Annotated in this window: 23 protein-coding genes and 1 pseudogene; 13 read left to right on the top strand and 11 right to left on the bottom strand. The window is 63.1% G+C overall.

The features are described 5' to 3' along the window. Window positions 1-71: 71 nt before the first annotated feature. Both AC07XM_RS03470 and AC07XM_RS03465 read right to left on the bottom strand, forming a co-directional pair. Window positions 72-236 (bottom strand): DUF6021 family protein, encoded by a 165-nt coding sequence (locus tag AC07XM_RS03470; protein WP_176393845.1) that lies wholly within the window; start codon window positions 234-236, stop codon window positions 72-74. Between the two features lie 90 nt (window positions 237-326). Further along, complete coding sequence (locus tag AC07XM_RS03465; RefSeq protein ID WP_016486333.1) at window positions 327-707, bottom strand: low affinity iron permease family protein; 381 nt, start codon at window positions 705-707, stop codon at window positions 327-329. Between the two features lie 164 nt (window positions 708-871). Here AC07XM_RS03465 and AC07XM_RS03460 point away from each other — a divergent pair, with 164 nt between their 5' ends. The 5 genes from AC07XM_RS03460 to AC07XM_RS03440 are packed head-to-tail and all read left to right on the top strand — an operon-like array spanning window position 872 to window position 5176. After that, window positions 872-1792: a DUF72 domain-containing protein gene (locus AC07XM_RS03460; RefSeq protein WP_016486332.1), complete on the top strand. Its 921-nt coding sequence runs from the start codon at window positions 872-874 to the stop codon at window positions 1790-1792. Next, window positions 1789-2562 carry an endonuclease/exonuclease/phosphatase family protein gene (locus tag AC07XM_RS03455; protein ID WP_054888252.1) on the top strand — a complete coding sequence of 258 codons (774 nt, stop codon included), beginning with the start codon at window positions 1789-1791 and terminating at the stop codon, window positions 2560-2562. The genes AC07XM_RS03460 and AC07XM_RS03455 overlap by 4 nt, the downstream gene beginning before the upstream one ends. Next, a complete protein-coding gene (gene clsB, locus AC07XM_RS03450) occupies window positions 2559-3761 on the top strand; it encodes a cardiolipin synthase ClsB (protein ID WP_016486330.1) in 1203 nt (400 codons plus the stop codon). The genes AC07XM_RS03455 and clsB overlap by 4 nt, the downstream gene beginning before the upstream one ends. After that, window positions 3761-4720, top strand: coding sequence for a lysylphosphatidylglycerol synthase domain-containing protein (locus AC07XM_RS03445; RefSeq protein WP_024717783.1), 960 nt, complete (start codon window positions 3761-3763; stop codon window positions 4718-4720). The genes clsB and AC07XM_RS03445 overlap by 1 nt, the downstream gene beginning before the upstream one ends. A gap of 27 nt (window positions 4721-4747) precedes the next feature. Further along, the gene (locus AC07XM_RS03440) at window positions 4748-5176 is read left to right on the top strand and encodes a hypothetical protein (protein ID WP_016486328.1); all 429 of its coding nucleotides are present in this window, start codon (window positions 4748-4750) and stop codon (window positions 5174-5176) included. 97 nt (window positions 5177-5273) lie between these two features. Here AC07XM_RS03440 and AC07XM_RS03435 read toward each other — a convergent pair whose 3' ends face one another. Together AC07XM_RS03435 and AC07XM_RS03430 are read right to left on the bottom strand one after the other, a co-directional pair. Beyond that, the gene (locus tag AC07XM_RS03435) at window positions 5274-5504 is read right to left on the bottom strand and encodes a metallothionein (protein WP_016486327.1); all 231 of its coding nucleotides are present in this window, start codon (window positions 5502-5504) and stop codon (window positions 5274-5276) included. Further along, window positions 5501-5962: a hypothetical protein gene (locus AC07XM_RS03430; protein ID WP_054888251.1), complete on the bottom strand. Its 462-nt coding sequence runs from the start codon at window positions 5960-5962 to the stop codon at window positions 5501-5503. The genes AC07XM_RS03435 and AC07XM_RS03430 overlap by 4 nt, the downstream gene beginning before the upstream one ends. Before the next feature lie 155 nt (window positions 5963-6117). Between AC07XM_RS03430 and ligD the strand changes: the two are divergent. From ligD to AC07XM_RS03405, 5 genes and pseudogenes are all read left to right on the top strand, one after another. Then, window positions 6118-8582, top strand: a pseudogene (gene ligD, locus AC07XM_RS03425) (DNA ligase D). Beyond that, the gene (locus tag AC07XM_RS03420; protein WP_024717784.1) at window positions 8579-9604 is read left to right on the top strand and encodes an acyl-CoA dehydrogenase family protein; all 1026 of its coding nucleotides are present in this window, start codon (window positions 8579-8581) and stop codon (window positions 9602-9604) included. The pseudogene ligD and the gene AC07XM_RS03420 overlap by 4 nt, the downstream one beginning before the upstream one ends. Beyond that, complete coding sequence (locus AC07XM_RS03415; RefSeq protein WP_102688881.1) at window positions 9601-10371, top strand: PIG-L deacetylase family protein; 771 nt, start codon at window positions 9601-9603, stop codon at window positions 10369-10371. The genes AC07XM_RS03420 and AC07XM_RS03415 overlap by 4 nt, the downstream gene beginning before the upstream one ends. Next, window positions 10368-10967, top strand: a complete 600-nt coding sequence (locus AC07XM_RS03410; RefSeq protein ID WP_054888249.1) for a class I SAM-dependent methyltransferase — start codon at window positions 10368-10370, stop codon at window positions 10965-10967. Before AC07XM_RS03415 ends, AC07XM_RS03410 begins: the two co-directional genes overlap by 4 nt. Further along, window positions 10964-11626 (top strand): glycosyltransferase family 2 protein, encoded by a 663-nt coding sequence (locus AC07XM_RS03405; RefSeq protein WP_016486321.1) that lies wholly within the window; start codon window positions 10964-10966, stop codon window positions 11624-11626. Before AC07XM_RS03410 ends, AC07XM_RS03405 begins: the two co-directional genes overlap by 4 nt. A gap of 1 nt (window position 11627) precedes the next feature. On the opposite strand, the gene ku is transcribed toward AC07XM_RS03405, so the two are convergent. The 6 genes from ku to AC07XM_RS03375 form a co-directional block, all read right to left on the bottom strand. Further along, window positions 11628-12464: a non-homologous end joining protein Ku gene (gene ku / locus AC07XM_RS03400; RefSeq protein ID WP_016486320.1), complete on the bottom strand. Its 837-nt coding sequence runs from the start codon at window positions 12462-12464 to the stop codon at window positions 11628-11630. 9 nt (window positions 12465-12473) lie between these two features. After that, window positions 12474-12611 (bottom strand): PSPA7_2676 family Cys-rich small protein, encoded by a 138-nt coding sequence (locus AC07XM_RS03395; protein WP_016486319.1) that lies wholly within the window; start codon window positions 12609-12611, stop codon window positions 12474-12476. 99 nt (window positions 12612-12710) lie between these two features. Beyond that, window positions 12711-13817 (bottom strand): carboxylate-amine ligase, encoded by a 1107-nt coding sequence (locus AC07XM_RS03390; RefSeq protein WP_016486318.1) that lies wholly within the window; start codon window positions 13815-13817, stop codon window positions 12711-12713. A gap of 7 nt (window positions 13818-13824) precedes the next feature. After that, complete coding sequence (locus AC07XM_RS03385; protein ID WP_102688880.1) at window positions 13825-14778, bottom strand: methyltransferase; 954 nt, start codon at window positions 14776-14778, stop codon at window positions 13825-13827. Then, window positions 14778-16103 (bottom strand): iron-containing redox enzyme family protein, encoded by a 1326-nt coding sequence (locus tag AC07XM_RS03380; RefSeq protein ID WP_016486316.1) that lies wholly within the window; start codon window positions 16101-16103, stop codon window positions 14778-14780. Before AC07XM_RS03380 ends, AC07XM_RS03385 begins: the two co-directional genes overlap by 1 nt. Window positions 16104-16117: 14 nt before the next feature. Beyond that, on the bottom strand, window positions 16118-16303 hold the full coding sequence (locus tag AC07XM_RS03375; protein ID WP_016486315.1) for a hypothetical protein: 186 nt from the start codon (window positions 16301-16303) through the stop codon (window positions 16118-16120). Between the two features lie 214 nt (window positions 16304-16517). Between AC07XM_RS03375 and AC07XM_RS03370 the strand changes: the two genes are divergently transcribed. From AC07XM_RS03370 to AC07XM_RS03360, 3 genes are all read left to right on the top strand, one after another. Next, on the top strand, window positions 16518-17018 hold the full coding sequence (locus AC07XM_RS03370) for a DUF4142 domain-containing protein (protein ID WP_102688879.1): 501 nt from the start codon (window positions 16518-16520) through the stop codon (window positions 17016-17018). Between the two features lie 72 nt (window positions 17019-17090). Continuing rightward, on the top strand, window positions 17091-18188 hold the full coding sequence (locus AC07XM_RS03365) for a mechanosensitive ion channel family protein (protein ID WP_016486313.1): 1098 nt from the start codon (window positions 17091-17093) through the stop codon (window positions 18186-18188). Between the two features lie 120 nt (window positions 18189-18308). After that, entirely contained in the window at window positions 18309-22418 is a 4110-nt protein-coding gene (locus AC07XM_RS03360; protein ID WP_102688878.1) for a CheR family methyltransferase, read from the top strand. A gap of 39 nt (window positions 22419-22457) precedes the next feature. Here the strand turns inward: AC07XM_RS03360 and AC07XM_RS03355 are convergent, their stop codons facing one another. Next, complete coding sequence (locus tag AC07XM_RS03355; RefSeq protein WP_016486311.1) at window positions 22458-22973, bottom strand: MgtC/SapB family protein; 516 nt, start codon at window positions 22971-22973, stop codon at window positions 22458-22460. Window positions 22974-22975 lie beyond the last annotated feature (2 nt).

Here is a 22975-nt window from a genome sequence, read left to right as displayed (position 1 = left end):
CCCGGCTCTTGAACAGCCGGGGCAACAGATGGATGCCATGTGCGGCAGACATGCGTCCACGGTAGCTTGGCTCACGGTTTCTTTTCCACGTCCCTTGGTGCTTTCGCGGGGCCTTGGGGGTCCACTTGAGGGTCGTCCAGATCAGGGGAGTCCGGGTCGAAACCCAAGTCCTGATCAGTTGTTGCATGATCGGAAGAATGGGGGCCTTTCTGCCGCTGATCGTCGGGTTTGTTCATCATCTAGTCTCCGAAGTGTGAGAAATGTGGTTTGTTCACCGTCACGGCCTTGCCCTGTCTGAACAATGTCGTGGCTTGATCTTGAACACGTCAATGGGAGTCCTCCCTGCCTGGCCCCGCTTCGTCGTGCTCCCCCAGTTGCTGGTATCGCTTACGAAGCGCATGGAGTTCAGCTGGCCCCATATCTTCAAGGTCGAGCAACGCCTTGTGCGCCCGTTGGGTAGTGCGCAACAGTTCGTCAAGTTTGATGTGCAACTCGTCGCTATCACGGTTTTGGGTATTCTGGATCAGGAACACCATCAGGAACGTGATGATCGTGGTCGATGTATTGATGACCAACTGCCAGGTGTCGTTGAAATGAAACAAGGGCCCGCTTACGCCCCAGGCAATGATCAGCATAAAGGCAATAACGAACGTCAACGGCCGCCCGCTATGGTTGGCTAGCCATTGTGCAAACCGATCAAACTTCATGGCTGAGCCTCCTTCATGGTGTACCTCAGTGGAACCCAGGCATCCGGTGGAGGATTGCAATACCGGTAAAGTTCCCTTTTGCATGGCCATCCACTCGTCAATCGCACTGAACAATCCGGTCCCGGTTCCTGTCGCTACTGTTACATACAGGAGCGCAGGGACTTATGGTGAGCGAGATCCGCATCGGAATTTCCGGTTGGCGCTATGGCCCATGGCGCAAGGACTTCTACCCCGAGGGGCTGCGCCAGGACGACGAGCTGGCGTTTGCCTCGCGGGCAGTCAACAGCATCGAAATCAACGGTTCGTTCTACGCACTGCAAACGCCCGAGCGCTATGCCAAGTGGCGTGACGAGACACCGGAGGGGTTCGTGTTCTCTGTCAAGGCGCCGCGCTACATCACCCACGTACGCAGGCTGCGCGAAATCGACGAGGCGCTTGCCAACTTCTTCGCGTCGGGCCCCTTGCTGCTGGGTGACAAGCTGGGCCCCTTCCTGTGGCAGTTTCCCCCGAATCTGAAGTTCGACGCGCAGCGCTTCAGCGACTTTCTGGCCAAGCTGCCACGCGACCGCAAAGCCGCCCGCAGCCTTGCGCACCACGCCGCCGAACGCCTGCAAGGCAACGGCGGCACGGCCGTGCCGGGTAATGCGCGCTTGCGCCACGCCGTGGAAATCCGCCACCCCAGCTTCCTCTGCGACACCTTCATCGACCTGCTACGCAAGCACAAGGTTGCCCTGGTGGTCGCCGACAGCGCCGGCAAATGGCCCTATGTCGAAGAGGTCACGGCCGAGTTCGTGTACCTGCGCCTGCATGGCGATGTCGAACTGTACAGCAGCGGCTACACGGCCAGGGCGCTGCGCCGCTGGCGCCTGCGCATCCAGGCCTGGGCTGCGGGCAGCCAGCCTGAGGATGCTCAGCGTGTGGTGCGCCGCGCTCCGGCAAAACGCACCTCCCGTGACGTCTACTGCTACTTCGACAACGACCAGAAAGTCCACGCCCCCTACGATGCCCGCCGCCTGCTGGACAAGCTAGGCCTTGACGGCGAGTTGGTGACCGAACCAGGCGTCGAGCCGCAGGAGCCGCTATGAACCCGACACTGCCCGCCCCCCGCTGCATCATCGACAAGGTCACCGCCGTACATCGCCTGACGGTACTGACCCTCAACGTGCACAAAGGCTTCACCCTGTTCAACCGCCGCTTCATTTTGCCGGAGCTGCGCGAGGCGGTACGCTCGACCGGCGCCGACCTGGTGTTTCTCCAGGAGGTGCACGGCACTCATCACCATCATGCCGAGCGCCATCCCAAGTGGCCACAGACACCCCAGTACGAATTCCTCGCCGACAGCATGTGGCCGCAGTTCGCCTATGGCCGCAATGCGGTCTACCCCCATGGCGACCATGGCAACGCCCTGCTGTCCAAGTTCCCCATCCGTGCCCATGACAACCTGGATGTTTCGGTCCATGGCAACGAAGAACGGGGCCTGCTGCATTGCCAGCTGGAAGTGCCGGGCCATGAACAGGTGCACACCGTCTGCGTACACCTGGGCCTGCGTGAGGAGCATCGTCAGCGTCAGGTCGGCCTGCTGCTGACATTGCTGGACAGCCTGCCGCCGGATGAGCCGGTCATCGTCGCCGGCGACTTCAACGATTGGCGCCTGAAAGCAGATGCGCGGCTGTCGGGCCACCTGGTGGAAGCTTTCGGCAAGCCGGCACGCAGCTTTCCCGCGCGCTTGCCGATGCTGCGGCTGGACCGCATCTACCTGCGTAACGCACAAGCTTGCGAAGCACGGGTGTTGTCCAGATACCCATGGTCCCACCTCTCCGACCATGCCCCGCTGGTGGCGCAGGTGACGCTATGAAACTGAATTGGTGCGACGGCAACCGCGTCGAGTTGCTGATAAACGGCGAGCAGTATTACCCCCGCGTATTCGAGGCCATGGCCCAGGCACGCGAGGAAATCCTCCTGGAAACTTTCATCATTTACGACGACAAGGTCGGTCAACCCTTGCGCCACGCCCTGATCGATGCCGCGCGGCGCGGGGTGCGGGTCGAGGTGGCGGTGGACGGCTACGGCACCGCCGACCTGCCTGACGATTTCATCTCGTCGATGACCGAGGCCGGGGTGCGTTTCCATTCCTTCGATCCGCAACCACGGCTGGTGGGCATGCGCACCAACCTGTTTCGCCGCTTGCACCGCAAGATCCTGGTGATCGACGGGCAACGCGCCTTCATTGGCGGCATCAATTACAGTGCCGACCACCTGGATGACTTCGGCCCACAGGCCAAGCAGGACTACGCCGTGGAGGTCGTCGGCCCGGTGGTGGCCCAGGTGCATGCTTCTTCCTGCCGCATGCTCGCACCGGTGCTGGATGCCGCCAGCAGGGTTCAGCCGGGCGGCATCGCTTCAGGCCCGACGAGCGCCGTGCTGGTGGAGCGCGACAACCAGCGCCATCGCAACGATATCGAAGCCTGCTACCTGCAGGTTTTCCGTGAAGCAAGGCATCGTATCGTCGTGGCCAACGCCTACTTCTTCCCGGGCTACCGCTTGCTGCGCGAACTGCGCAACGCCGCCCGGCGCGGGGTCGAGGTGACGCTGATCCTCCAGGGGCAACCGGACATGCGCTGGGTACGCGCGCTCTCGCGGCTGCTCTACAACTACCTGTCGCGCGACGACGTGCGCATCCATGAGTACTGCCAGCGGCCGCTCCATGGCAAGGTTGCGTTGGTGGACAATGACTGGTCCACCGTAGGCTCAAGCAACCTCGACCCCCTGAGCCTGTCGTTCAACCTTGAGGCCAACCTGCTGATTCGCGACCCCGCGTTCAACGAACACCTGTACCAGCACTTGACCGAACTGAGCCGGGAGCACTGCAAGACCGTGACGCTGGAGCGCATGGTGCGCGGCTACTGGTGGCGTGCCCCGCTGATCTTTCTGGGCTTCCACATCACGCGCTATTTCCCGCGGATCGCCGGCTGGTTTCCGGCGCACCGGCAGCGCCTGCAGTCGCTGCAAGGCGACGGCGAGGCCCCGGCCGACTACCACGGGGGCAAGACATGATGGCCACTTCACGCTGGAAGACCTGGGGCAAGCGCTTGCTGACCGTGCTGTTCCTGGTGTTGATACCGGTACTGCTGTTCACCCTGGCACGTAACCTGGACTGGAACGAAGTCCGCCAGTCGCTGCTGGCGTACCGGCCCTCGACCCTGGCCTTGGGGTTGCTGCTGGCCCTGTGCAGCTACCTGGTATTCGCCAGCTACGACCTGCTCGCCCGCGCCTACACAGGCCACCACCTGCCGGCCCGACAGGTACTGCCGGTAGCGTTCGTCTGCTATGCGTTCAACCTCAACTTCACCACCTGGGTCGGTGGCGTTGCCCTGCGTTATCGCCTGTACAGCCGGCTGGGCCTGGATACCCCAACCATCACCCGCATCATCACCTTGGGGCTGTTGACCAACTGGATGGGCTACCTGCTGCTGGCCGGTACGGTATTCGCCCTGGGCTTTGTGAAACTGCCGGAAAGCTGGGCGGTGGGTGCCAGCGGCCTGCGCCTGATCGGCGTATTGATGGTGGCGGTAGCGTTGGCATACCTGTGCGCCTGTGCCTTCGCCACGCGGCGCACGTGGGCGCTGCGCGGGCACGAAGTCACTCTGCCGAGCCTGCGTATGGCCCTCTGCCAGGTGGCGCTGGGCGCAAGCAACTGGGCGCTGATGGCAGCGCTGATTCACCTGCTGTTGCCCCCTGAGCTGTTCTATCCCTCGGTGCTGGGTGTGTTGCTGATCAGTTGCGTCGCCGGCGTGGTCGCTCACATTCCTGCCGGACTCGGCGTACTGGAAGCCGTATTCCTGGCGCTGCTCCACGGCCAGCTAGGCCAAGGCACCCTGGTGGCCGCACTGCTCGGCTATCGGACGTTGTACTACCTGATCCCGCTGCTAATGGCGGTGGTGACCTACCTGATCCTCGAAAAGCGTGCCAAGGCCTTGCGCAGACAGGCCGGGGCAGCCCTCGACAAGCGCTGACGGGCCCTGGTGCCCGGGAGGTATATCATGCGATTCGCTCTGTACATGGCAATGCTGGGCACCCTGAGCAGCGGGCAGGTGCTGGCCGAAGGTTGCGACGTGGTCACCCGCTCATCCAGCGAGGCGGTCAAACCGGTGCAGCAACACACCTGTTACAGCTACGGCAACATGCCCGCTGAGGCGATTGCCTGGTCGTGCAGCAACGAAAGCAAGGAAATGTTGAACAGCCAGAAGCGTCGGGTGGAGCGTTGCCCCGACGGCAGCGTTGGCAGCTGCATCGCGCCTCTGACGCAGGAGACGCTGGCCAACCCCGATGCCGCTGGGCGTGATGAGCCTGCCACCCGCCCTGCACTACCCAAGGATGCGCGGATCATCACCTACTACTACGACACCCCTGGCTTGGGCCAGGCACGTAGCGATTGCGAACGCAACAACGGTGTCTGGCAGACCCATTGAGGGCGTAACTCAAACCAGATGCGTGACGGGTGAGTTTCCACATGATCTGAACAACGTCCTGTCGCTCTCCCGTCTCACATCTGTCAGCCACTGGGCCTCATGGCGAAATCGGATCGCTCGCCGGGAATGTTTCATCCAGTGCATTATCGACATTGGATTCTTTCGACTCAGCCAACTCACCACACTTGCAGTCGCTCATACGACAGGGCTCGCCGTTGCGATGGCCCTTCGCACAGGCTTCGCAGCAATAGGCCTTGCCATCCTGGACCACAGCATTGGCATCCACTGTGCAAGAACAATGGGTGCAGGAACAGCGTTGCTCGTTCATCTCGGCTCTCTCCCTTCGTCATCGGGTACCACGTCATCGGTCCACAGCTCGCCGTCCAGCGGCGCGGAGCGAGCCAGTTCGGCCTCGTCCAGGCCGAACCCACCACCGATCTCGTGGGCCTGCACCTGGCGCAAGGTCTTGTCCGCCGGGCCGCCGCTGCCAGGCTCATCCGGATCGCGGGCACCGGTCTCATCGAGCAGCGTATCGGGGCTCAGGTCATCGAGGGTGACATTGTCCTCGTGCAGGCTGTCGCTCAGCGCCTCGCCGCCGGTCATCCCGCTTTCGGCGACACGCCGGGGCGGATAATCCTCGGCGATCTCCCGCGCCGGTCGCTCGTCGCCGACACGCCCCTGGCGTTCATCGCGGCGTTCGCTGAAATCCAGCTCGTGGACGCTGCCCATGCGGTCCTCGGTGTCGTCGATCTCAATGGGCGGTCTTGGGTCATCGGGTGTGGACATGAACGTTCTCCGTCTGTGGGCTTCACTCGGTCGATCCTCCCCAGCGGCAAATGATTCAGAGTTTCTGCCAGCCCCCCACCCCTCGCATTTTTTGAACTCCTCGCGCCACCGCCGCCTCCCAATCCTGAGACCCGCGAACCCTTCCGGAGCCCGTCATGGCCAAACCCCTACAGGAGTACCAGCGCAAGCGCGACTTCAATGCCACGCCCGAGCCGGCTGGTAAACGCGCCCGCCCCCGCTCGGCCCATGCGCTGCAGTACTGCATCCAGAAGCACGATGCCAGCCACCTGCATTACGATTTTCGCCTGGAGCTCGACGGCACCCTCAAGAGCTGGGCCATCCCCAAGGGCCCCTCACTGGATCCCAAGGTCCGGCGCCTGGCAGTGCATGTAGAGGATCATCCGCTGGATTACGCCAACTTCGAAGGAAGCATCCCTGAAGGCCACTACGGCGCCGGCGATGTCATTGTCTGGGACCGGGGTGTGTGGGAGCCCGAGGGCGACCCGCGCGAAGCCTATGCAAAGGGCAAGCTGCGCTTTCGCCTGCAGGGCGAGAAACTGTCAGGGGTCTGGAACCTGTTCCGCACTCACCTGGCCGGCAAGAAAGAGCAGTGGATGCTGGTCAAGTCCCATGATGGGCAGGCACGCAGTGAAACGGACTACAGCATTGTCGAGGCCCTGCCGGACAGCGTGCTGAGCGAGCGCACCCTGCCCCCGCGCAGCCCGGCCAAGGCGACCACCACCAGGCACAAGCGAGCCGGCCGCAAAGCCCTGCCGGATATACTCCAGCCGCAACTGGCCACGTTGGTCGATTCCCCGCCAAGCGGCGATTGGCGCTACGAAGTCAAGTTCGACGGCTACCGCATCCTGGCGCGTATCGACGGTGACGACATACGCCTGTTTACCCGTAATGGCCACGACTGGAGTGCGAAGATGCCCCGGCAGGTCGAGGCGCTCAAGGCCCTGGGCCTCGACTCGGCATGGCTGGACGGCGAGATGGTAGTGGTCGACGACAACGGCGTGGCCGACTTCCAGGCTTTGCAGAACGCCTTCGACACCGAGCATGACGAGCGCATCACCTACTACCTGTTCGACCTGCCCTGGCTGGGCGGTGAGGACCTGCGAGCACTGACGCTGCAACAGCGCCGTGCAACCCTCGCCCGGTTGCTGGAAGGCCATGCATCGCAGGTACTCAGGTATTCCGCCGATTTTGAGGAGCCCGTCGAGTCACTGCTCGACAGCGCCTGCCGACTGGAACTCGAAGGCTTGATCGGTAAACGTGCCGACAGCCCTTACGTTGGCCGGCGCAGTAGCGACTGGGTCAAGCTCAAGTGCAAGCAGCGCCAGGAGTTCGTGATCGTCGGCTACACCGACCCCAAGGGCAGCCGCAACGGCTTCGGCGCCCTGCTGCTGGCCTTGCACGACCACGACAGCGGCCAGCTGCGTTACGCCGGCAAGGTCGGCACGGGCTTCAGCGCGGCCACCCTGGACAGCATTCACGCCCGCCTCAAGCCGTTGCAAACCGACAGATCCCCCTTGCCGAAACCACCTACCGGTGCCGAAGACCGCGGCGTGCATTGGCTCAGGCCACAGCTGCTGGCAGAGGTCGCCTATGCCCAGATGACCCGCGAAGGCATCGTGCGTCACTCGGTGTTCCACGGCCTGCGTGACGATAAACCTGCCACCGCCATCGACCTGGAGCGAGCAATGCCCACCAAGCGCGCAGCACAGACAGAACCCGAGAACCTGGGCACCCTGCGCCTGACCCACCCCGACCGCGTGGTCGACGCAACCACGGGCACCACCAAGCGCGAGGTCGCCCAGTACTACGCTCAGGTCGCCGACTGGCTGCTGCCCCAGCTCAAGGACCGACCTGTAGCCCTCGTCCGCGCCCCGATGGTCTGAGCGGCGAACTGTTCTTTCAGAAAAACGCCGGCCAGCTGCATATTCCCAAGGTGCTCAGCTACAACAAGGCCCAGGCCGGCCAGGCGGCCATGGTGCTCAACGGCGCCGAAAGCCTGCTGGGCGCGGTGCAGATGAACACGCTTGAACTGCACACCTGGAATGCCACCACCAAGGATTTCGATAAACCCGACCGCTTTGTCCTCGACCTGGACCCTGACCCGGCGCTGCCGTGGAAAGCCATGCTCGAGGCCACCCAGCTGACCCTTACCCTGCTCGACGAACTGGGCCTGAAGGTGTTTCTCAAGACCAGCGGCGGCAAGGGCATGCACCTCGTCGTACCCTTGACCCGACGCGCTGGCTGGGACGAGGTGAAGGACTTCAGCCATGCCCTGGTCAATCACATGGCCGGGCTGTTCCCTGATCGTCTCAGCGCCGTGTCCGGGCCGAAGAACCGGGTCGGGCGGATCTTTATCGACTACCTGCGTAACGGCAAGGGTGCCACCACCGTCGCCGCCTACTCGCTGCGGGCCCGCGAGGGCCTGCCGGTGTCGGTGCCGATCTGGCGTGAGGAACTGAGCCAGCTCAAGGGTGCCAACCAGTGGAACATCGGCAACCTTCACACGCGGCTTGCACAGGTCGAAGACCCGTGGGCCGAAATGGGCAAGACACGCCAGTCGATCACGTTGCGTATGCGCAAGCAGTTGGGAATTGCATGATGGAACTGACCCACTTCGATTCGTTGTTACACCGTTTTGCTCACCGTTCGCAGGCCATCGAACGCGACGCTTCGCTAATAGAACTGATGCAGGCCTTGCAGGGCGACCGGCTCGACGTACTCCCGTTGCCCGGCCAGGGCTGCACGCTCGAACGCTGGCGCGTCCTGGCGCGGGTCGCCGGTTACGATCTAAGCCTGGCCAAACTCTATGAAGGCCATACCGACGCCTTGGCAATCCTCGCCGAATGCGGCGCCGCCCAGCATGCCTTCAACGGCATTTGGGGCGTGTGGGCCGCCGAGCCGCCAGATGCCCGGGCATACATTGTCGAGCGGGACGGTGAACGCGTGCGCCTGCAAGGCCGCAAGGCTTGGTGTTCGGGCGCGTTGCAGGTCGACCGTGCCCTGCTGACGGCCTGGGAAGACGACCAGCCTCAGTTGGTGGCCATCGAATTGCCTCATCCCAGCCAGCGCATCTTGGCCGAACATTGGCAGGCCGTAGGCATGGCCGCCACCCGCAGCGTTGTGATCGAATTCGACGACTCGCCAGGGCTGGCCATCGGTTCGCCCGGCCAGTACCTGTCCCGTCCTGGCTTCTGGCAAGGCGGCGCGGGTATCGCCGCTTGCTGGTATGGCGCCGCCGAGGCACTGGCCGGGTACCTTCACGAACAGTGCCGCAAACCCCGGCGCGACCCGCATGCCGATGCGCATCTGGGCGCAGTCGATGCAGCCTTGTACGGTGCCCGTGCCGCCCTTCGCGAATGCGCCACCTGGATCGACCTTCACCCTCAGGATGACGCCAGCTTCGAGGTGCGGCGCACCCGCGCCCAGGTCGAGCAGGCGGTCGAGCAGGTCATTCAGCATGCCGGCCGGGCGCTCGGTGCCACGCCGTTCTGTTGCAGCAGCCATTTCGCCCGGCTCAGTGCCGACCTGCCGGTATACATACGCCAGAGCCACGCCGAACGCGACCTGGCCGAGTTGGGCCGGCAACTGACCGGCCTGCCGGCGGGAGCATGGCAACTATGAGCCAGAACTTGATACAGGCCGCGCAAGGCACACCGTGGAGCGCCTGGCAGCATTCTGCTCAGTTGGCCCGCGCCAGCTGGACGCTGCCCGAGCAGTTGTGCCCACCCGGGAGGCGCCTGGTGCTGCTGGCTCCGCACCCGGACGACGAAATCCTCATGGCCGGCGGGCTGCTGGCCAGCTTCCAGGGACGAGAACAGGACGTGCTGCTTCTTTCTGCCACCAATGGCGAGGGCAGCCACCCGCATTCCTCACAATGGCCAGAGCGCCGCCTGCGCCATCAGCGCCCACTGGAAAGCCGCCATGCCCTGCAACTGCTTGGGCTGGACCTCAACCGCCTCGACTGGCGACGACTCAACCTCAAGGATGGCGCGCTGCCCCACGATGAAGCCTTTTTGGTCAACCACCTGAACCAGTTGCTCAAACCTGGCGACCTGCTGCTGACCACGTGGCGCGGCGACGGCCATTGCGACCACGAAGCATCAGGTCGCGCCTGTGCCCAGGCGGCCCAGACCAGGCGTGTACAACTCGCTGAGGCCCCAGTCTGGGCCTGGCACTGGGCAAGCCCCGACGACCCGCGCCTGCCCTGGCCCCGCGCACACCGCGTGCAACTGTGCGATGAGCACCTGGCGCTCAAGCGCCAAGCCCTCGCTGCACATGCCAGCCAGTTGCAGCCTGATGGTGATCGCCCACCGGTTGTGCCGGAACAGCTGCAGGCTTGCCTGTTGCAACCATTCGAGCTGCTCTTTCTGTCAACGGAGGCAACATGAGCCTGGACGCACAGTACTTCGCCGACTTGTACGCCGGCAACGATGACCCCTGGGCCTTTCGTACCCGCTGGTACGAACGGCGCAAGCGCGAGCTGACCCTGGCCAGCCTGCCGCGCCAATGCTACGAGCGCGTATTCGAGCCGGCCTGCGCCAACGGCGAGCTGAGCGTTCTGCTGGCCGAGCGCTGCGCCAGCCTGTCGTGCCAGGACATCGACGCGACCGCTGTGGCCTTGGCCCGTCAACGGCTTGCAGGCGTGAGCCACGCCCATGTCGAACAGGGCCACCTGCCGGGCGACTGGCCGGGCGGTCAGTTTGACCTGATCGTGTTCAGTGAGATCGGCTACTACCTGGACCCCACCGACTGGTTGCAGGTGATCGAGCAGTCGGTGGCCAGCCTGGCGTATGACGGTGGTTTGCTGGCCTGCCACTGGCGCCATCCCATCGCCGGCTGCCCGCAGGATGGCCGCGAGGTGCATGCCCTGCTGGCCCGGCATCTGCCACTTTACCCAGTGCTGCGCCACGAAGAGGCGGATTTCCTGCTCGAATACTGGTCGTGTCAGCCCAGCGTCGTGGACCTTGACGAGATCTGCCCATGATCGCCGTCATCATCCCCGCGCACAACGAAGCGCGCCGGTTGGGGCGCTGCCTGACTGCGGTCAAACAGGCCGTGGCACACGCCGAGGGGGCTGGGCTGGCGGTGGAGGTGCTGGTGGTGCTCGATCGCTGTGTCGACGCCAGCGCGCGCATCGCCCGCCGCCACGGCGTGCATACCCTGGAACTGGAGGCCGGCAACGTCGGCATCGCCCGGCGCCTGGGGGCGGCGTGGATGATCGAGCGCGGTGCCCAGTGGCTGGCCTTCACCGACGCCGACAGTCGCGTGCCCAGGCATTGGCTGGTGTCACAGCTGCAATGGCACGCGGACGCGGTGTGCGGCACGGTGCACATCGAACGCTGGCAGCCTTGGCAGAACGCAGCGTTACGCCAGTTGTACCGCAGCCGTTATCAGGCCCGTGAAGGGCATCGGCATATCCATGGCGCCAACCTCGGCGTATGCGCCAAGGCCTACGAGCGCGTGGGCGGCTTCCAGCCATTGCCGGCGCATGAAGATGTGCAACTGGTGCTGGCCCTGGAAGCCAGCGGCGCACAGATCGTCTGGACCGCAGCGCACAGCGTGGCCACCAGCAGCCGGGTGGACAGCCGTGCGCGCGAGGGCTTTGGGGACTATCTCAAGGGGCTGGGGGGACCGCTTGCGTAACTCATGAAGCCTTGCGCGGTCGCTTGGCCGCCGGCTTCTTCGCTTTGGTCTTGCCGCCGAGGCTGCGTTTAAGCAGCTCGGTGAGGTCGATGATGTCGGCGCCCTTCTCAGCCGTCGCGCCCTCGCCTTTGTCCACGGTTTCGATCTTGCCTTTGCTGGCTTTCTCCTCCACCAGGTCGAGGATGGTCTGGCGAAACGCATCATGGTACTCATCGGGCGTCCATTGCCCGCTCATGTCCTCCACCAGGCGCCTGGCCATGTCCAGCTCACGCTTGTCGACCTTAGTCTCGGTCACGCTCTTGTCCAGTTCCAGCGTATCCAGCCCGCGCACCTCCTCCGGCCAGCGCAGGGTGATCAAGACCAGTGCATCTTCCAGCGGGCGCAGCAGGGCCAGGTGCTGGCGGGTGTGCAGCACCACGGTGGCCAAGGCCACCTTACCGGTGCTGTGCAGGGTCTCGCGCAGCAAGGCATAGACCTTGCCACCACGACGATCGGGGCTCAGGTAGTAGGGGGTGTCAAACTGTTGCAGCGGAATGTCGCCGGCGTCGACGAACGAGAAGATGTCGATGGTCTGGGTCGCCTCGGGCCTGGCCTTGCGGATTTCTTCCTCGCTGATCACCACGTAGCGGCCCTTTTCGTACTCCACCCCTTTGACGATGTGCTCCTTGTCGATGTCCTTGCCGGTCACCTTGTTCACCCGCTTGTAGCCAACCGGCTCCATACTGCGCTTGTCCAGCCAGTCGAAGTCCACTCGCTCACTGCGCACGGCGGTATTCAGCGAGACGGGGATGTGCACCAAGCCAAAGCTGATCGCGCCTTTCCAGATTGCCCTCGCCATGGTCGGTTCCTATGCATCGAAAGATTGGCCGGGATGGCTGTAGCGCAACGCGCCACAGCGTTCGCAACACTGGCAGTGAAGGCCGGCGACTTCACTCACCAACAGGCTGCGCCATTGGCAGCCTCGCAGCAGGCAGACGAATTTCATCAGCCACCTCCCTGGCCCGAGAAATACAGGCCCTTACTGTGACTGACTGCGCGGCGCCGAGAAGGTTTATCCGGATTTGCCGGGCAGCCATCAGGCCACCTACCGGAAGTCACTCATCACTTGCCCGTACACTGCGCGCATCGCCTGACGGTTATCCAGGCCCTGTTCACGGGCCAGTACGAAGGCTTGGCGCTGGCGATCGGCGCTGCTGCCCTCGCGCAGGATGTGCCGCGCTTGGATGAATGAACGCTCGGCATCGGCGGTGTCAGCCGGGCACTGCTGCTGCAACTGCATCAGCCAGCCCTCGGCGCTGACCGGCTGTTGCGCGTGGACACCGATGAAGGTGGCCAGGCGGCCCTGACGCAGGGCGCGCCAGTAGTTTTCCTGGGTGACCCAGCGCATCTCGCGGCTGGCGGGGTCATCGTGGCGGGCCAGCGCCTGCTCGACCAGGTGGCGAAACAGGCCGGCAACGGCCAGGGCATCCTCCAGCCGCGGGCAGCCATCGCAGATACGCAGCTCGACCGTCGGAAACCGCCGCGAGGGCCTGATCGCCCACCAGAAGTCACCGTCCTCGGCCAGGCTACCGGTACGTTGCAGCAATGCCCGGTAGCGCTGGTAGGCACTCCAGTCCGGCAACGGCTCTGGCAGCCCCATGTGCGGCCATTCCCCGCACACTGCGCGGCGATAGCTCATGTAGCCGGTATCCTCACCGCCCCAATACGCAGACGAAGTACTGAGCGCCAACAACAAGGGCAGCCAGTACAGCACCCGATTGATCACCCGCATCCGATCAATGCCCACCGGTACGCCGACGTGCACGTGCAGGCCATTCAACAGGCTGCGCCGGGCCACCAGCTGGTAATCGTCGAACAACTGGCGATAGTGCGGGGAGCCACGTGGGCGCTGACGCAGCCACTGGGCGCTGGGGTGGCTCGCCGCGCCGTACAGCCCCGCTCCCTCGTTGGCCAGCGCCTGGGCCAGGCACTGTCGCCGCTCGCCAAAGAACTCACGCGCCTGGTGCAACGTGTCGAAAACCGGCGAAGCGATCTCTATCTGGCTATGGAACATTTCTTCGGCGAACCACGGGCCCAACGCGTCCCGACAACAGCGGGCCACGGCTGCTGACGGAGCCGCCATGACCTGCCCGGTGGCCAGCTTCACCAGCAGGTATTCTTCCTCGATGCCAAACGTGCACTGCCGCGCCACGACGCTATCAGCCGCGACGGGTGACGGTCAGGGCCACGGCGGCAATGCGCTCGACCTGCTCGTAACCGGGTTCAAGCAATTGCTCACCGAATACGTCTGGGTCCAGCTCACGATAGAACCAACTGAACGCAGGCCCTGCCAGGCGTAACCGCACGGCTTCGAGCAGCGCGTCGCGCCCCTCGACGATGGCGACACCGGTGTACAGCAGCAACGTGCCCCCGGGCGACAGGCGCTCCCGGGCTTGGTCGACGATGCGCAGCGACAGCTCGGCACCCAGTGCGCCGCCGCCGTGGCGGTAGGCGCGCTGTCCGGCGTCAAGCATGTACGGCGGGTTGGCGACGATCAGGTCGAACGTACCTGCGATGTCATTGAGCAGGTCACTGTGCTCGACCGAGACATTGGCCACACCGGCCAAGGCGGCATTGATGGCGGTGTAGCGCAATGCCATAGGGTTGATGTCCACTGCGCAAACCTGAGCGTGTTGGGCGGCGCGAGCGATCACCAACGCCCCTACACCGCTGCCACAGCCGATGTCTACGGCATGCTGCACGCGCTCGGGCGTGCTGATCAAATGATCGTGTATCAGCTGGGCGAAACGGTAGCTGTCGGGGCCAAAGAACACCGCGTCGCGGCTGTCCGTTGGCCAGGCAGCATGTACCAGCAACAGATCGTCCAGGCTGGACCAGCGCACAGTGCTGCGCCACAGCGCACCTTGGGCCTCCAGCACGCCAGCGAGGCGCAGCTGCGCCAGTTCATCGGGGCTGAGCAGTGACGCGGCGAACGGCCTACTCCAGCCGAACACATCACGCAGGGTACGCGCCTGCTGCGCATCGGCCCGGGCATTGACCCTGGCCTGGGTCGCCGGCGTCACGCAAGTGAAACGATAGCCGTCGGCACGCAGGCGACGCCCCAACTGCAACAAGGCCTCATCGGCACGGATCTGGTCTTGGTCGAGCAGCATCAGTAGAGCCCTCCTTGCATCAAGCCGGTGGCCTGAATGAACGCGCGGGTGGCCTGCAGGCCCTGGGGGGTAGCATGCCGATTGCCAGCCATCGCTTCGATCAGCGCAGCCATGTCTGCAGCCGGTGGCGCAAGGGGTGTTTCATCTGCCAACTGCAAGGCGTGCTCCCACTGCCCTGGCAGCACCCGACGGATTTCTGCGCCTTGCCAGTCTCCGGCGATCCAGTCATGCCAAAGCTGCTTTTCATAAGCATCGAACACACCGAACATGGCCGCTACAGGGCCTTCTATCAGCGACCAGAAGCGGCTTTGTCGGGGATCGTTGTCGCGCTTGATCCAACCCTGAACCTGTAGCGCCTCCAGAAAATCAGGCATCGCGCCGGGTTCGGCAAGCCACTGGTTGATGGTGCGTCCTTGCAGGCGACAACGGTCCGAATGCATGCACTGGCCATAGATGCGCTTGCGCTCCAGCGCGCCGAGCAATTCGGCCTGCAGGTCGAACGAGGCGATCAACGACGGCGTGTCGATCCCCAGGTCATTAAGACGGTAGCCATGCCTGACACGCTCGTAGAACGCGGGTTTCTCGTCCCGCACCAGCTCGGTGAAGCTCTCTACGGCGCGGCGCGCATGGCCGCTGGCGGCATTATCGATGGTCACATGCAACTGGAAGTAATGGGCGTCGATACCCAGCTCGGCCAGCTCGTGGGTGGTGATCAGCAGATGCAAAGGGGGCTGTTCGTAACCCAGGTTGTAACCGATCACTTCTGGAAGAAAACGCTCGCAGTGCTGGCCGAGCGCCAGTTGCAACGCGCCCTGCAGGTAGCGAGCGGGGTCAAGCGATGGCTCCTGCAGGCAACCCAGGCGACTGAGCAAGCGCTGGTAGATCAACACGTGATTGCAGCGTGGGTCACCGTCTCCGAGTTCTTCGAGGAAGGTGCGGATCAGCCCATGGAAGCGCGGGTCCTGCCAATGCCATAGGGCTCCGTGTAGCCAGGCGCCGTCGACCGCTTTGGTCGGCGCGACTTGCTGCAGAAACCACAAGGCATGGGCCCGATTGGCAAAAAAACGACGGGGGCCGCCCTGACGCCGTTGTTCCAGGTAGGCCGCATGCTCGCTGGCGACACGTCCCGCATGGTTATCGGCCCATTGCGGGAGTAGCCCAGGATCATCTGGCAGGTCGTCGCAAAGCGCACGGGCCAGATGCAGTTGCTCTTCCAGCCAGGCCTCGGTGGTGGGCTCCGGGCCCTCAAGTAGCGCTCGATAGCGATGCTCCAGCCCTAAGTCGGCATTTTGAGGTCTTATACCTGCCTTTGTGGTTGCCACCATGCCCTGTACCTCACTCATTGATTCTGCGGTTTGGTCTCAGCTGGAGGGTTAATTACAGGGTCACTGGGTTGCTGCATCTGCAGTGACGGTTTGCTTGGGTCGGCATCCTTCGCTGGATGATCACTGTCGCGGTCGAAGCAACCTCCGAGCAGCGAGAAACTGGCAGTCAACAGCAACATGGCGAACAGGTTGTTTTTCATGATGGTTACTCGTTTTTGTGAAGACCTAAACCAACGAGTCTCACCGTCCCCCTGAATTCGTTCTGATTACGACATAGCGGATGAGCGGTGCCCGGACACGCAGATTGCGCTGCCACGGCGGCCCTGTTTTCAAGAAAAACTAAACCTTCACCCACACCTGCGGTTCAACCGAGTGCGACATTGAGGTCGCGCCAACAGAACGAAGGAGTGAGACATGAACACACCATTGTTGAAAATCGCCGGCGTTACCCTGTTGATGGGCCTGGCTTCGCTGCAGGTACAGGCAGCGTCTTCGGACGATTTCGTCGATGCGGCCACTGAAGCCGGTATCGCCGAAGTGGTCACCGGCAACCTGGCGCAGGAAAAGAGCCAGAGCGCAGACATCAAGCAATTCGCCCAGCAAATGGTCACAGACCATACCAAAGCCAACCAGGAACTCGGTGACATCGCCCGCAAGCTGGACATCAGCGTGCCCGACGAAGCGGCGCTGACCGACAAGGTGAAGAAGATGATCCTCGAATGGCGCGACGAGTCGTTCGACCGGTCATACGTCAATAGCCAGGTCGACGCGCACGAAAAGGCCGTGGAACTGTTCAAGAAAGAGGCCGCCTCCTCCGACAAGCCGGAGCTGAAGGCCTTCGCCAGCGACAAGCTGCCAACGCTGCAACACCATCTGGAACAGGCCAAGGCGCTGCAAGCCACTCACGGCAAGTAACCCACACGTCACCACGTAATCCCAGGGGCCGCCCTGCGGCCCTGCCTTGAGCCATCTGGAGGTGGGCTCCCCATGAATGATCGAATCATCGAACTGTTCACCGACACCACATTCTTCGGCATTTCCATCCTCAACCTGCTGGTAGCGCTGTGCGTTGCTGTGCTGACGTTCGTGATTGCCAGAGCTGTCATCGGCCTGTTGATGCGCCGGGTGCAGCGCTGGTCCGAACATGACGGGGCAATGAGTCAGGTGCTGGCCAAGGTACTGGCCGGCACCAGCAACAGCCTGCTGCTGCTCGCTTCGCTGCTGGTCGGCTTGAGCATGCTGGACCTGCCCGAGCGCTGGCTGGGCCGGGTCAGTAGCTTGTGGTTCGTGGTCGCTGCCCTGCAGATCGGCCTCTGGGTCAATCGCGCCATCGCGCTGGGCCTCACCCGCTACTTCAGCCGGCACAGCGCCGACGGCCTATACCAAGGCAGTGCGCTGGCCACGCTTTCGGCCTGGGGCGCGCGCGTGCTGTTGTGGTCGGTGGTGTTGCTGGCCATGCTGTCCAATCTGGGCGTCAATGTCACCGCCTTCGTGGCCAGCCTGGGTGTGGGCGGCATTGCCGTCGCCCTGGCCGTGCAGAACATCCTGGGTGACCTGTTCGCCTCATTGTCGATCGCCGTCGACAAACCGTTCGAAGTCGGTGATTTCATCGTCATCGGTCCGCTGGCGGGCACGGTGGAGCACGTGGGGCTTAAGACCACACGCATCCGCAGCCTGGGTGGCGAGCAGATCGTCATGGCCAATGCCAGCATGATCAGCAGCACGATCCAGAACTACAAACGCTTGCAGGAGCGACGCATCGTGTTCGAGTTCGGCTTGTCGTACGACACGCCCACTGATGCGGTAAAACAGGCGCCCGCCATCGTCGAAGAGGCGATCACAGCCCAACAGCAGGTGCGTTTTGATCGCGCCCATTTGCGCGGCTTTGGCAAAGAGGCACTGGAGTTCGAATGCGTCTATATCGTGAGAGACCCTGGCTACAACCTCTACATGGATATTCAGCAGGCGATCAATTTCCACCTGCTCGAGCGCTTCAACAGGATCGGAGCCAAGTTTGCCGTACCGGTACGTGCCATCAAGGTGACCGCACTGCCACAATCCCTCGAGCAGCCCCAGGCCCTTTGACCGACAGCGGCACTTTGGCCAGCATGGGCAGTCCTACTTGAACCCCGCTCGTAGATTGATCGGTGCCAGGCCTATAATCGCTGCCACTGCTCACTCCCGGTTCGCACAAGGCTCGTGCCCATGAAATCGTCCAGCAAACCCACGCCCGCCTCGCCGCAAAACCCTGCCCTAAGCCCCAGCCATCTGGACTTCCCAGTGGTGGGTATCGGTGCATCGGCCGGCGGCCTGGAGGTGGTCCAGGCGTTTTTTCAGCGCGTCCCCGAAAACTGCGGCATGGCGTTCGTTGTAGTGTTGCACTTGTCGCCGGACCACCAGAGCCAGGCAGACCGCTTGATCCAGCGCGTCACGCGAATGCCGGTGTGCCAGGTAAGCGAGCCGGTACCGATCGAGCGTGATCACGTCTATGTCATTTCGCCAGCCAACCGCCTGTCCACCAATGACGGCTACCTGCGGGTCAGCCCGGCCAGGCGCAGCCGCGGCGACCACGTCGCCATCGACCTGTTCTTTCGCGACCTTGCTGATGTGCACAAGGACCATGCGTTCTGCGTAATCCTTTCGGGCAGCGGCAGCGATGGCGCAGTGGGCCTATCGCGGATCAAGGAACAAGGTGGCGTGACGCTTGTGCAGTCGCCCGATGACGCCCAGTACCCTGACATGCCCAAGGCCGCCATCGCCACCGGCATGGTCGACCTGATCCTTCCGGTGACCGAGATTCCGGGCAAGCTGGTAGAACTGTGTCGCTCGGCTCAGAAGGTCAAACTGCCGGAAATCGAGGATGACAGCCTCCCGCCGCCGCTAGGCGAACGCTCAGGCGACCCAGCCCAATGCGACCCGCTCCTCGACGACATCCTCGCCCGGCTGCATGCCAGCACCGGCCACGACTTCCAGCACTACAAGCGCGCGACGGTGCTGCGCCGGCTTGAACGTCGCCTGCACGTCACCGCGCAGACCGACCTTGCCGGTTACCGCGACTACCTCGAGCGGCATCCTGAGGAGTCTCGCGCCCTGTTGGCGGACATGCTGATCGGGGTCACCAACTTCTTTCGCGACCGGGACGCCTTCGAAGCGTTGCAACAACAGGCGATGCCGGGGCTGGCCAACGATGACAGCGAGGATCCGCAGCGCGAAATACGCATCTGGTCGGCGGGGTGTTCATCCGGCGAGGAAGCCTATAGCCTGGCGATGATGGCAACCGAGCAATTGGCGATGGAGCAGCGCAGTGCCAAGGTGCAGGTGTTCGCCACCGACCTCGACGAGCGCGCGATCAATGTCGGCCGGCTGGGCGTTTACCCCGATGCCATCGCCACCGATGTTCCCACGGCCAGGCTGCGCCAGTTCTTCATCAAGGAAAATCAGAATTACCGCGTACGCAAGGACATTCGCGAAAAAGTGCTGTTCGCCCGGCACAACCTGTTGTCCGATCCACCGTTCTCTCAGTTGGACCTGGTGGTATGCCGTAACTTGCTCATCTACCTGGACCGGGAAGTGCAACGGGAAATCCTGCGGCTGTTCCACTTCGCCCTGCGTAAAGGAGGTTACCTGTTCCTGGGCAGTTCGGAATCAGCGGACGTGGCGGCCGACCTGTTTATTGCCGTGGACAAGCGCCATCGCATCTTCCGCGCCAGGGAAGTGGAACCGGCGCGCCGCCCGGGGCGGCTTCAGACGCCCGACACGCCAGCAGTACGCGCCAAACCCAAGCCCCTGCGCAAGCTGTCCTATGCTGAAATCCATCACCGGGCGTTGTCCAGGCGCACACCGCCCAGCCTGATCGTCGATGCTGACGGCAACATCTTGCACATGAGCGATGGTGTCGGCCGCTTCCTGCGCCACGCCGGTGGCGAAGTCAGCCCCAGCCTGCTCAACCTGGTACTCACGCCGCTGCGCCCTGCCCTGCGCAGTACCCTGTTGCAGGCTCAAAACACCGGCCAGCCGGTCAGCTCGGGCGCAGTGATCATCACCGTCGACGATCAGCGCGTCGAAGTCCAGGTACAGGTACAGCCCCACCAGGACGAACCCAGTGGCAGCGAATGCCTGCTGGTGATTTTCCAGGTTCGCGAAGCTGATCCCCACAACCCGCCTGCCATTCAGCAAACCGAAGGCATGGTGTTGAGCACCCTGGAGCGCGAACTGCAGCGTACCCGTCAGCAGTTGCAGGAAACCATCGAGCAGTCCGACATCTCCAGCCAGGAGCTGATGGCCTCGAACGAAGAAATGCAGGCGGTCAACGAAGAGTTGCGCCTGGCCAGCGAAGAGCTGGAAACCAGCAAGGAAGAGCTGCAATCCATCAACGAGGAATTGCTGACGGTCAACTACGAGCTCAAGACCAAGGTCGATGAAACCGACAAGATCAACGACTACCTGAGCAACCTGATCGCCTCCACCCAGATCGCCACCGTGTTTGTCGACCGCAACCTGCACATTCGCTGGTTCACCCCTGGGGCCACCGCCATTTTCAGCATACTGCCGGTCGACACCGGCCGCTCGCTGCTCGACATCACCCATCGCCTGGAATATCCAGGCCTGGCGGACGATGCGCGTGCGGTGATCGAGCGCGAAACCACGATCGAGCGTGAAGTGATCGGCCAGGACCAGCATTGGTACCTGGCGCGCCTGCTACCGTACCGGGCCAGCGAGCAGAATGTCGATGGCACCGTGCTGACGTTCATTGATATCACCAAAAGCCGCGCAGCCGAAGAACGCTTGCGCCAAGGTGAGGAGCGCATGCGCCTGGTCGCGGAGAGCACCCATGACTTCGCCATCATCCTGCTTGATGAACAGGGCCTGATAATCGATTGGAACACGGGCGCTGCGTTGATCTTCGGCTACGCCAAGGATGAAGTGATTGGCCAGCACTATGCGCTGATCTTCACCGATCAGGACCGCGAAGATGGCGAACCAGAACGTGAACTGCGTGCCGCGCGCCTGCATGGCCGCGGCCAGGACGAACGCTGGCATGTGCGCAAGGACGGCAGCCGCTTCTATTGCAGTGGCGAAGTGTCACGCCTCAAGGGCAGCAGCCTGCGCGGTTACGTGAAGATCGCCCGTGACCTGACCGGCCACAAGCGCCTGCAGGACGAACAAAGCAAGCGCCTGGCCGAGTCACAAAGCTCCAGCCACATGAAGGACGAGTTCTTCGCAGTGATGTCCCACGAGCTCAAGCACCCGTTGAACCTGATTCAGCTCAATGCCGATATCTTGCGACGTATACCATCGGTCACAAGTACCGGCATGGCGAGCAAAGCGGTCAACGTCATTCGCGAAGCGGTCACCAGCCAGGCGCGGATCATCGATGACTTGCTCGATGTAGCGCGCATCCGCACGGGCAAACTCAAACTGAAGACCCAGCCGGTCGATTTGTGCGCCGTGCTGCAGGGTATCTGCTCCGTAGCTTGCAATGAGCAGCGCGGCCGAAGTGTTCGGCTGACGCTGCCGGCCGATGGGGAACCGGTCTATGTGGAGGCCGACAGCACCCGTGTCGACCAGATCATCTGGAACCTGCTGAACAACGCACTGAAGTTCAGCCCTGCCGATGGCGAAATTCTGTTGAGACTTGCTCGGCAGGATGAGCAGGCGCGACTTGAAGTCATCGATCAGGGCATAGGCCTCGCCAAAAACTCCCTGGAAGATATTTTTGAGCTGTTCAACCAGGCTGCACCCACCGGCCATGGGCGAGAGGGGCTAGGTATTGGCCTTTCCCTGGTTCGTCAATTGGTAGAAGCCCATGGCGGAGCGGTCAGCGTAGAGTCTCCCGGAATAGGCCAGGGTTGTACGTTCATCATCACCCTGCCCTTGTGCGCGTACGCCCAGCAACCCCAGGTGCAAGCCGAAGTGCTGCCATCAGAAGGTCGGCTGAAAGGGGTTCGTATCCTGCTGGTGGATGACTCGGTCGATGTGCTGGAAGTGATGGAACAATTGCTGTTGATGGAAGATGCCGACGTCGATGCCTACAGCGACCCGAAACTGGCGCTGCAGTCGGCGGCAGATGCGCGTTACGACGTGATCATTTCCGACATCGGCATGCCTGGCATGGACGGCCATGCTCTGATCCGGGCGCTGCGCGGCCTGGAGCATCTGCGCTACATCCCGGCCATCGCGTTGACAGGCTATGGGGCCAGCGCCGACCAATACAAGTCTCGCCAGTCCGGGTTCGACCGTCACCTGAACAAGCCTGTGGGCTATGACGACCTGATCGAAGCGATCGAGCGCCTGAATGGATCAGCGTCGGTCTGAATAAGGGAAGGCAGGCTTTGCGGGGGCGACCCACGCCCCTCAGTGCTTCCTGCCCTCCTCCTTCTGTTTTTCTTCGTCTTGCCTTTCGACCTTTTCCACCAGCAAGGGCATCGTGCCCAGCACCAACAGCGCCAGCACCGTGCTGACCAGCGCCGTGGCTTCGCGTCCCATCCCGGCTGCCGTACCGATGGCCGCCGTCATCCATAGCCCCGCGGCTGTGGTCAGGCCTTTCACATGACTGGTGTCCTGGCCATTGCCTTTGAGAATGGTGCCCGCGCCCAGAAAGCCGATACCGGCAACGATGCCCTGAATCACCCGGCTGAGCGCCTGCGCATCGGCACCTGCCATGCTCGGTGCCAGCACGAACAGCGCCGCCCCCAGCGACACCAGCATGTGCGTGCGCACCCCGGCGGACTTGCCCTTGTGCTCGCGCTCGAAGCCCAGCACTGCGCCGAGTACGGCAGCCATTACCAGGCGTACGAGGATTCGTACGATCTCGCGCTCATCGCCAATGTCGGCGAATTCGGCCTGGATTGTTTGCCAGATCAGGTCCATTG

Source organism: Pseudomonas sp. GW460-LB5, assembly GCF_059423245.1.
The sequence above is the reverse complement of the archived record's forward strand: the minus strand, read 5'-3'. Positions and strand labels throughout refer to the sequence as shown.

Bases quoted from the DNA above. Each gene is read 5' to 3' on its own strand.
- AC07XM_RS03470 (WP_176393845.1), bottom strand. From the start codon at position 236: ATGAACAAACCCGACGATCAGCGGCAGAAAGGCCCCCATTCTTCCGAT.
- AC07XM_RS03465 (WP_016486333.1), bottom strand. From the start codon at position 707: ATGAAGTTTGATCGGTTTGCACAATGGCTAGCCAACCATAGCGGGCGG.
- AC07XM_RS03460 (WP_016486332.1), top strand. From the start codon at position 872: ATGGTGAGCGAGATCCGCATCGGAATTTCCGGTTGGCGCTATGGCCCA.
- AC07XM_RS03455 (WP_054888252.1), top strand. From the start codon at position 1,789: ATGAACCCGACACTGCCCGCCCCCCGCTGCATCATCGACAAGGTCACC.
- clsB (WP_016486330.1), top strand. From the start codon at position 2,559: ATGAAACTGAATTGGTGCGACGGCAACCGCGTCGAGTTGCTGATAAAC.
- AC07XM_RS03445 (WP_024717783.1), top strand. From the start codon at position 3,761: ATGGCCACTTCACGCTGGAAGACCTGGGGCAAGCGCTTGCTGACCGTG.
- AC07XM_RS03440 (WP_016486328.1), top strand. From the start codon at position 4,748: ATGCGATTCGCTCTGTACATGGCAATGCTGGGCACCCTGAGCAGCGGG.
- AC07XM_RS03435 (WP_016486327.1), bottom strand. From the start codon at position 5,504: ATGAACGAGCAACGCTGTTCCTGCACCCATTGTTCTTGCACAGTGGAT.
- AC07XM_RS03430 (WP_054888251.1), bottom strand. From the start codon at position 5,962: ATGTCCACACCCGATGACCCAAGACCGCCCATTGAGATCGACGACACC.
- AC07XM_RS03420 (WP_024717784.1), top strand. From the start codon at position 8,579: ATGATGGAACTGACCCACTTCGATTCGTTGTTACACCGTTTTGCTCAC.
- AC07XM_RS03415 (WP_102688881.1), top strand. From the start codon at position 9,601: ATGAGCCAGAACTTGATACAGGCCGCGCAAGGCACACCGTGGAGCGCC.
- AC07XM_RS03410 (WP_054888249.1), top strand. From the start codon at position 10,368: ATGAGCCTGGACGCACAGTACTTCGCCGACTTGTACGCCGGCAACGAT.
- AC07XM_RS03405 (WP_016486321.1), top strand. From the start codon at position 10,964: ATGATCGCCGTCATCATCCCCGCGCACAACGAAGCGCGCCGGTTGGGG.
- ku (WP_016486320.1), bottom strand. From the start codon at position 12,464: ATGGCGAGGGCAATCTGGAAAGGCGCGATCAGCTTTGGCTTGGTGCAC.
- AC07XM_RS03395 (WP_016486319.1), bottom strand. From the start codon at position 12,611: ATGAAATTCGTCTGCCTGCTGCGAGGCTGCCAATGGCGCAGCCTGTTG.
- AC07XM_RS03385 (WP_102688880.1), bottom strand. From the start codon at position 14,778: ATGCTGCTCGACCAAGACCAGATCCGTGCCGATGAGGCCTTGTTGCAG.
- AC07XM_RS03380 (WP_016486316.1), bottom strand. From the start codon at position 16,103: ATGGTGGCAACCACAAAGGCAGGTATAAGACCTCAAAATGCCGACTTA.
- AC07XM_RS03375 (WP_016486315.1), bottom strand. From the start codon at position 16,303: ATGAAAAACAACCTGTTCGCCATGTTGCTGTTGACTGCCAGTTTCTCG.
- AC07XM_RS03370 (WP_102688879.1), top strand. From the start codon at position 16,518: ATGAACACACCATTGTTGAAAATCGCCGGCGTTACCCTGTTGATGGGC.
- AC07XM_RS03365 (WP_016486313.1), top strand. From the start codon at position 17,091: ATGAATGATCGAATCATCGAACTGTTCACCGACACCACATTCTTCGGC.
- AC07XM_RS03360 (WP_102688878.1), top strand. From the start codon at position 18,309: ATGAAATCGTCCAGCAAACCCACGCCCGCCTCGCCGCAAAACCCTGCC.
- AC07XM_RS03355 (WP_016486311.1), bottom strand. From the start codon at position 22,973: ATGGACCTGATCTGGCAAACAATCCAGGCCGAATTCGCCGACATTGGC.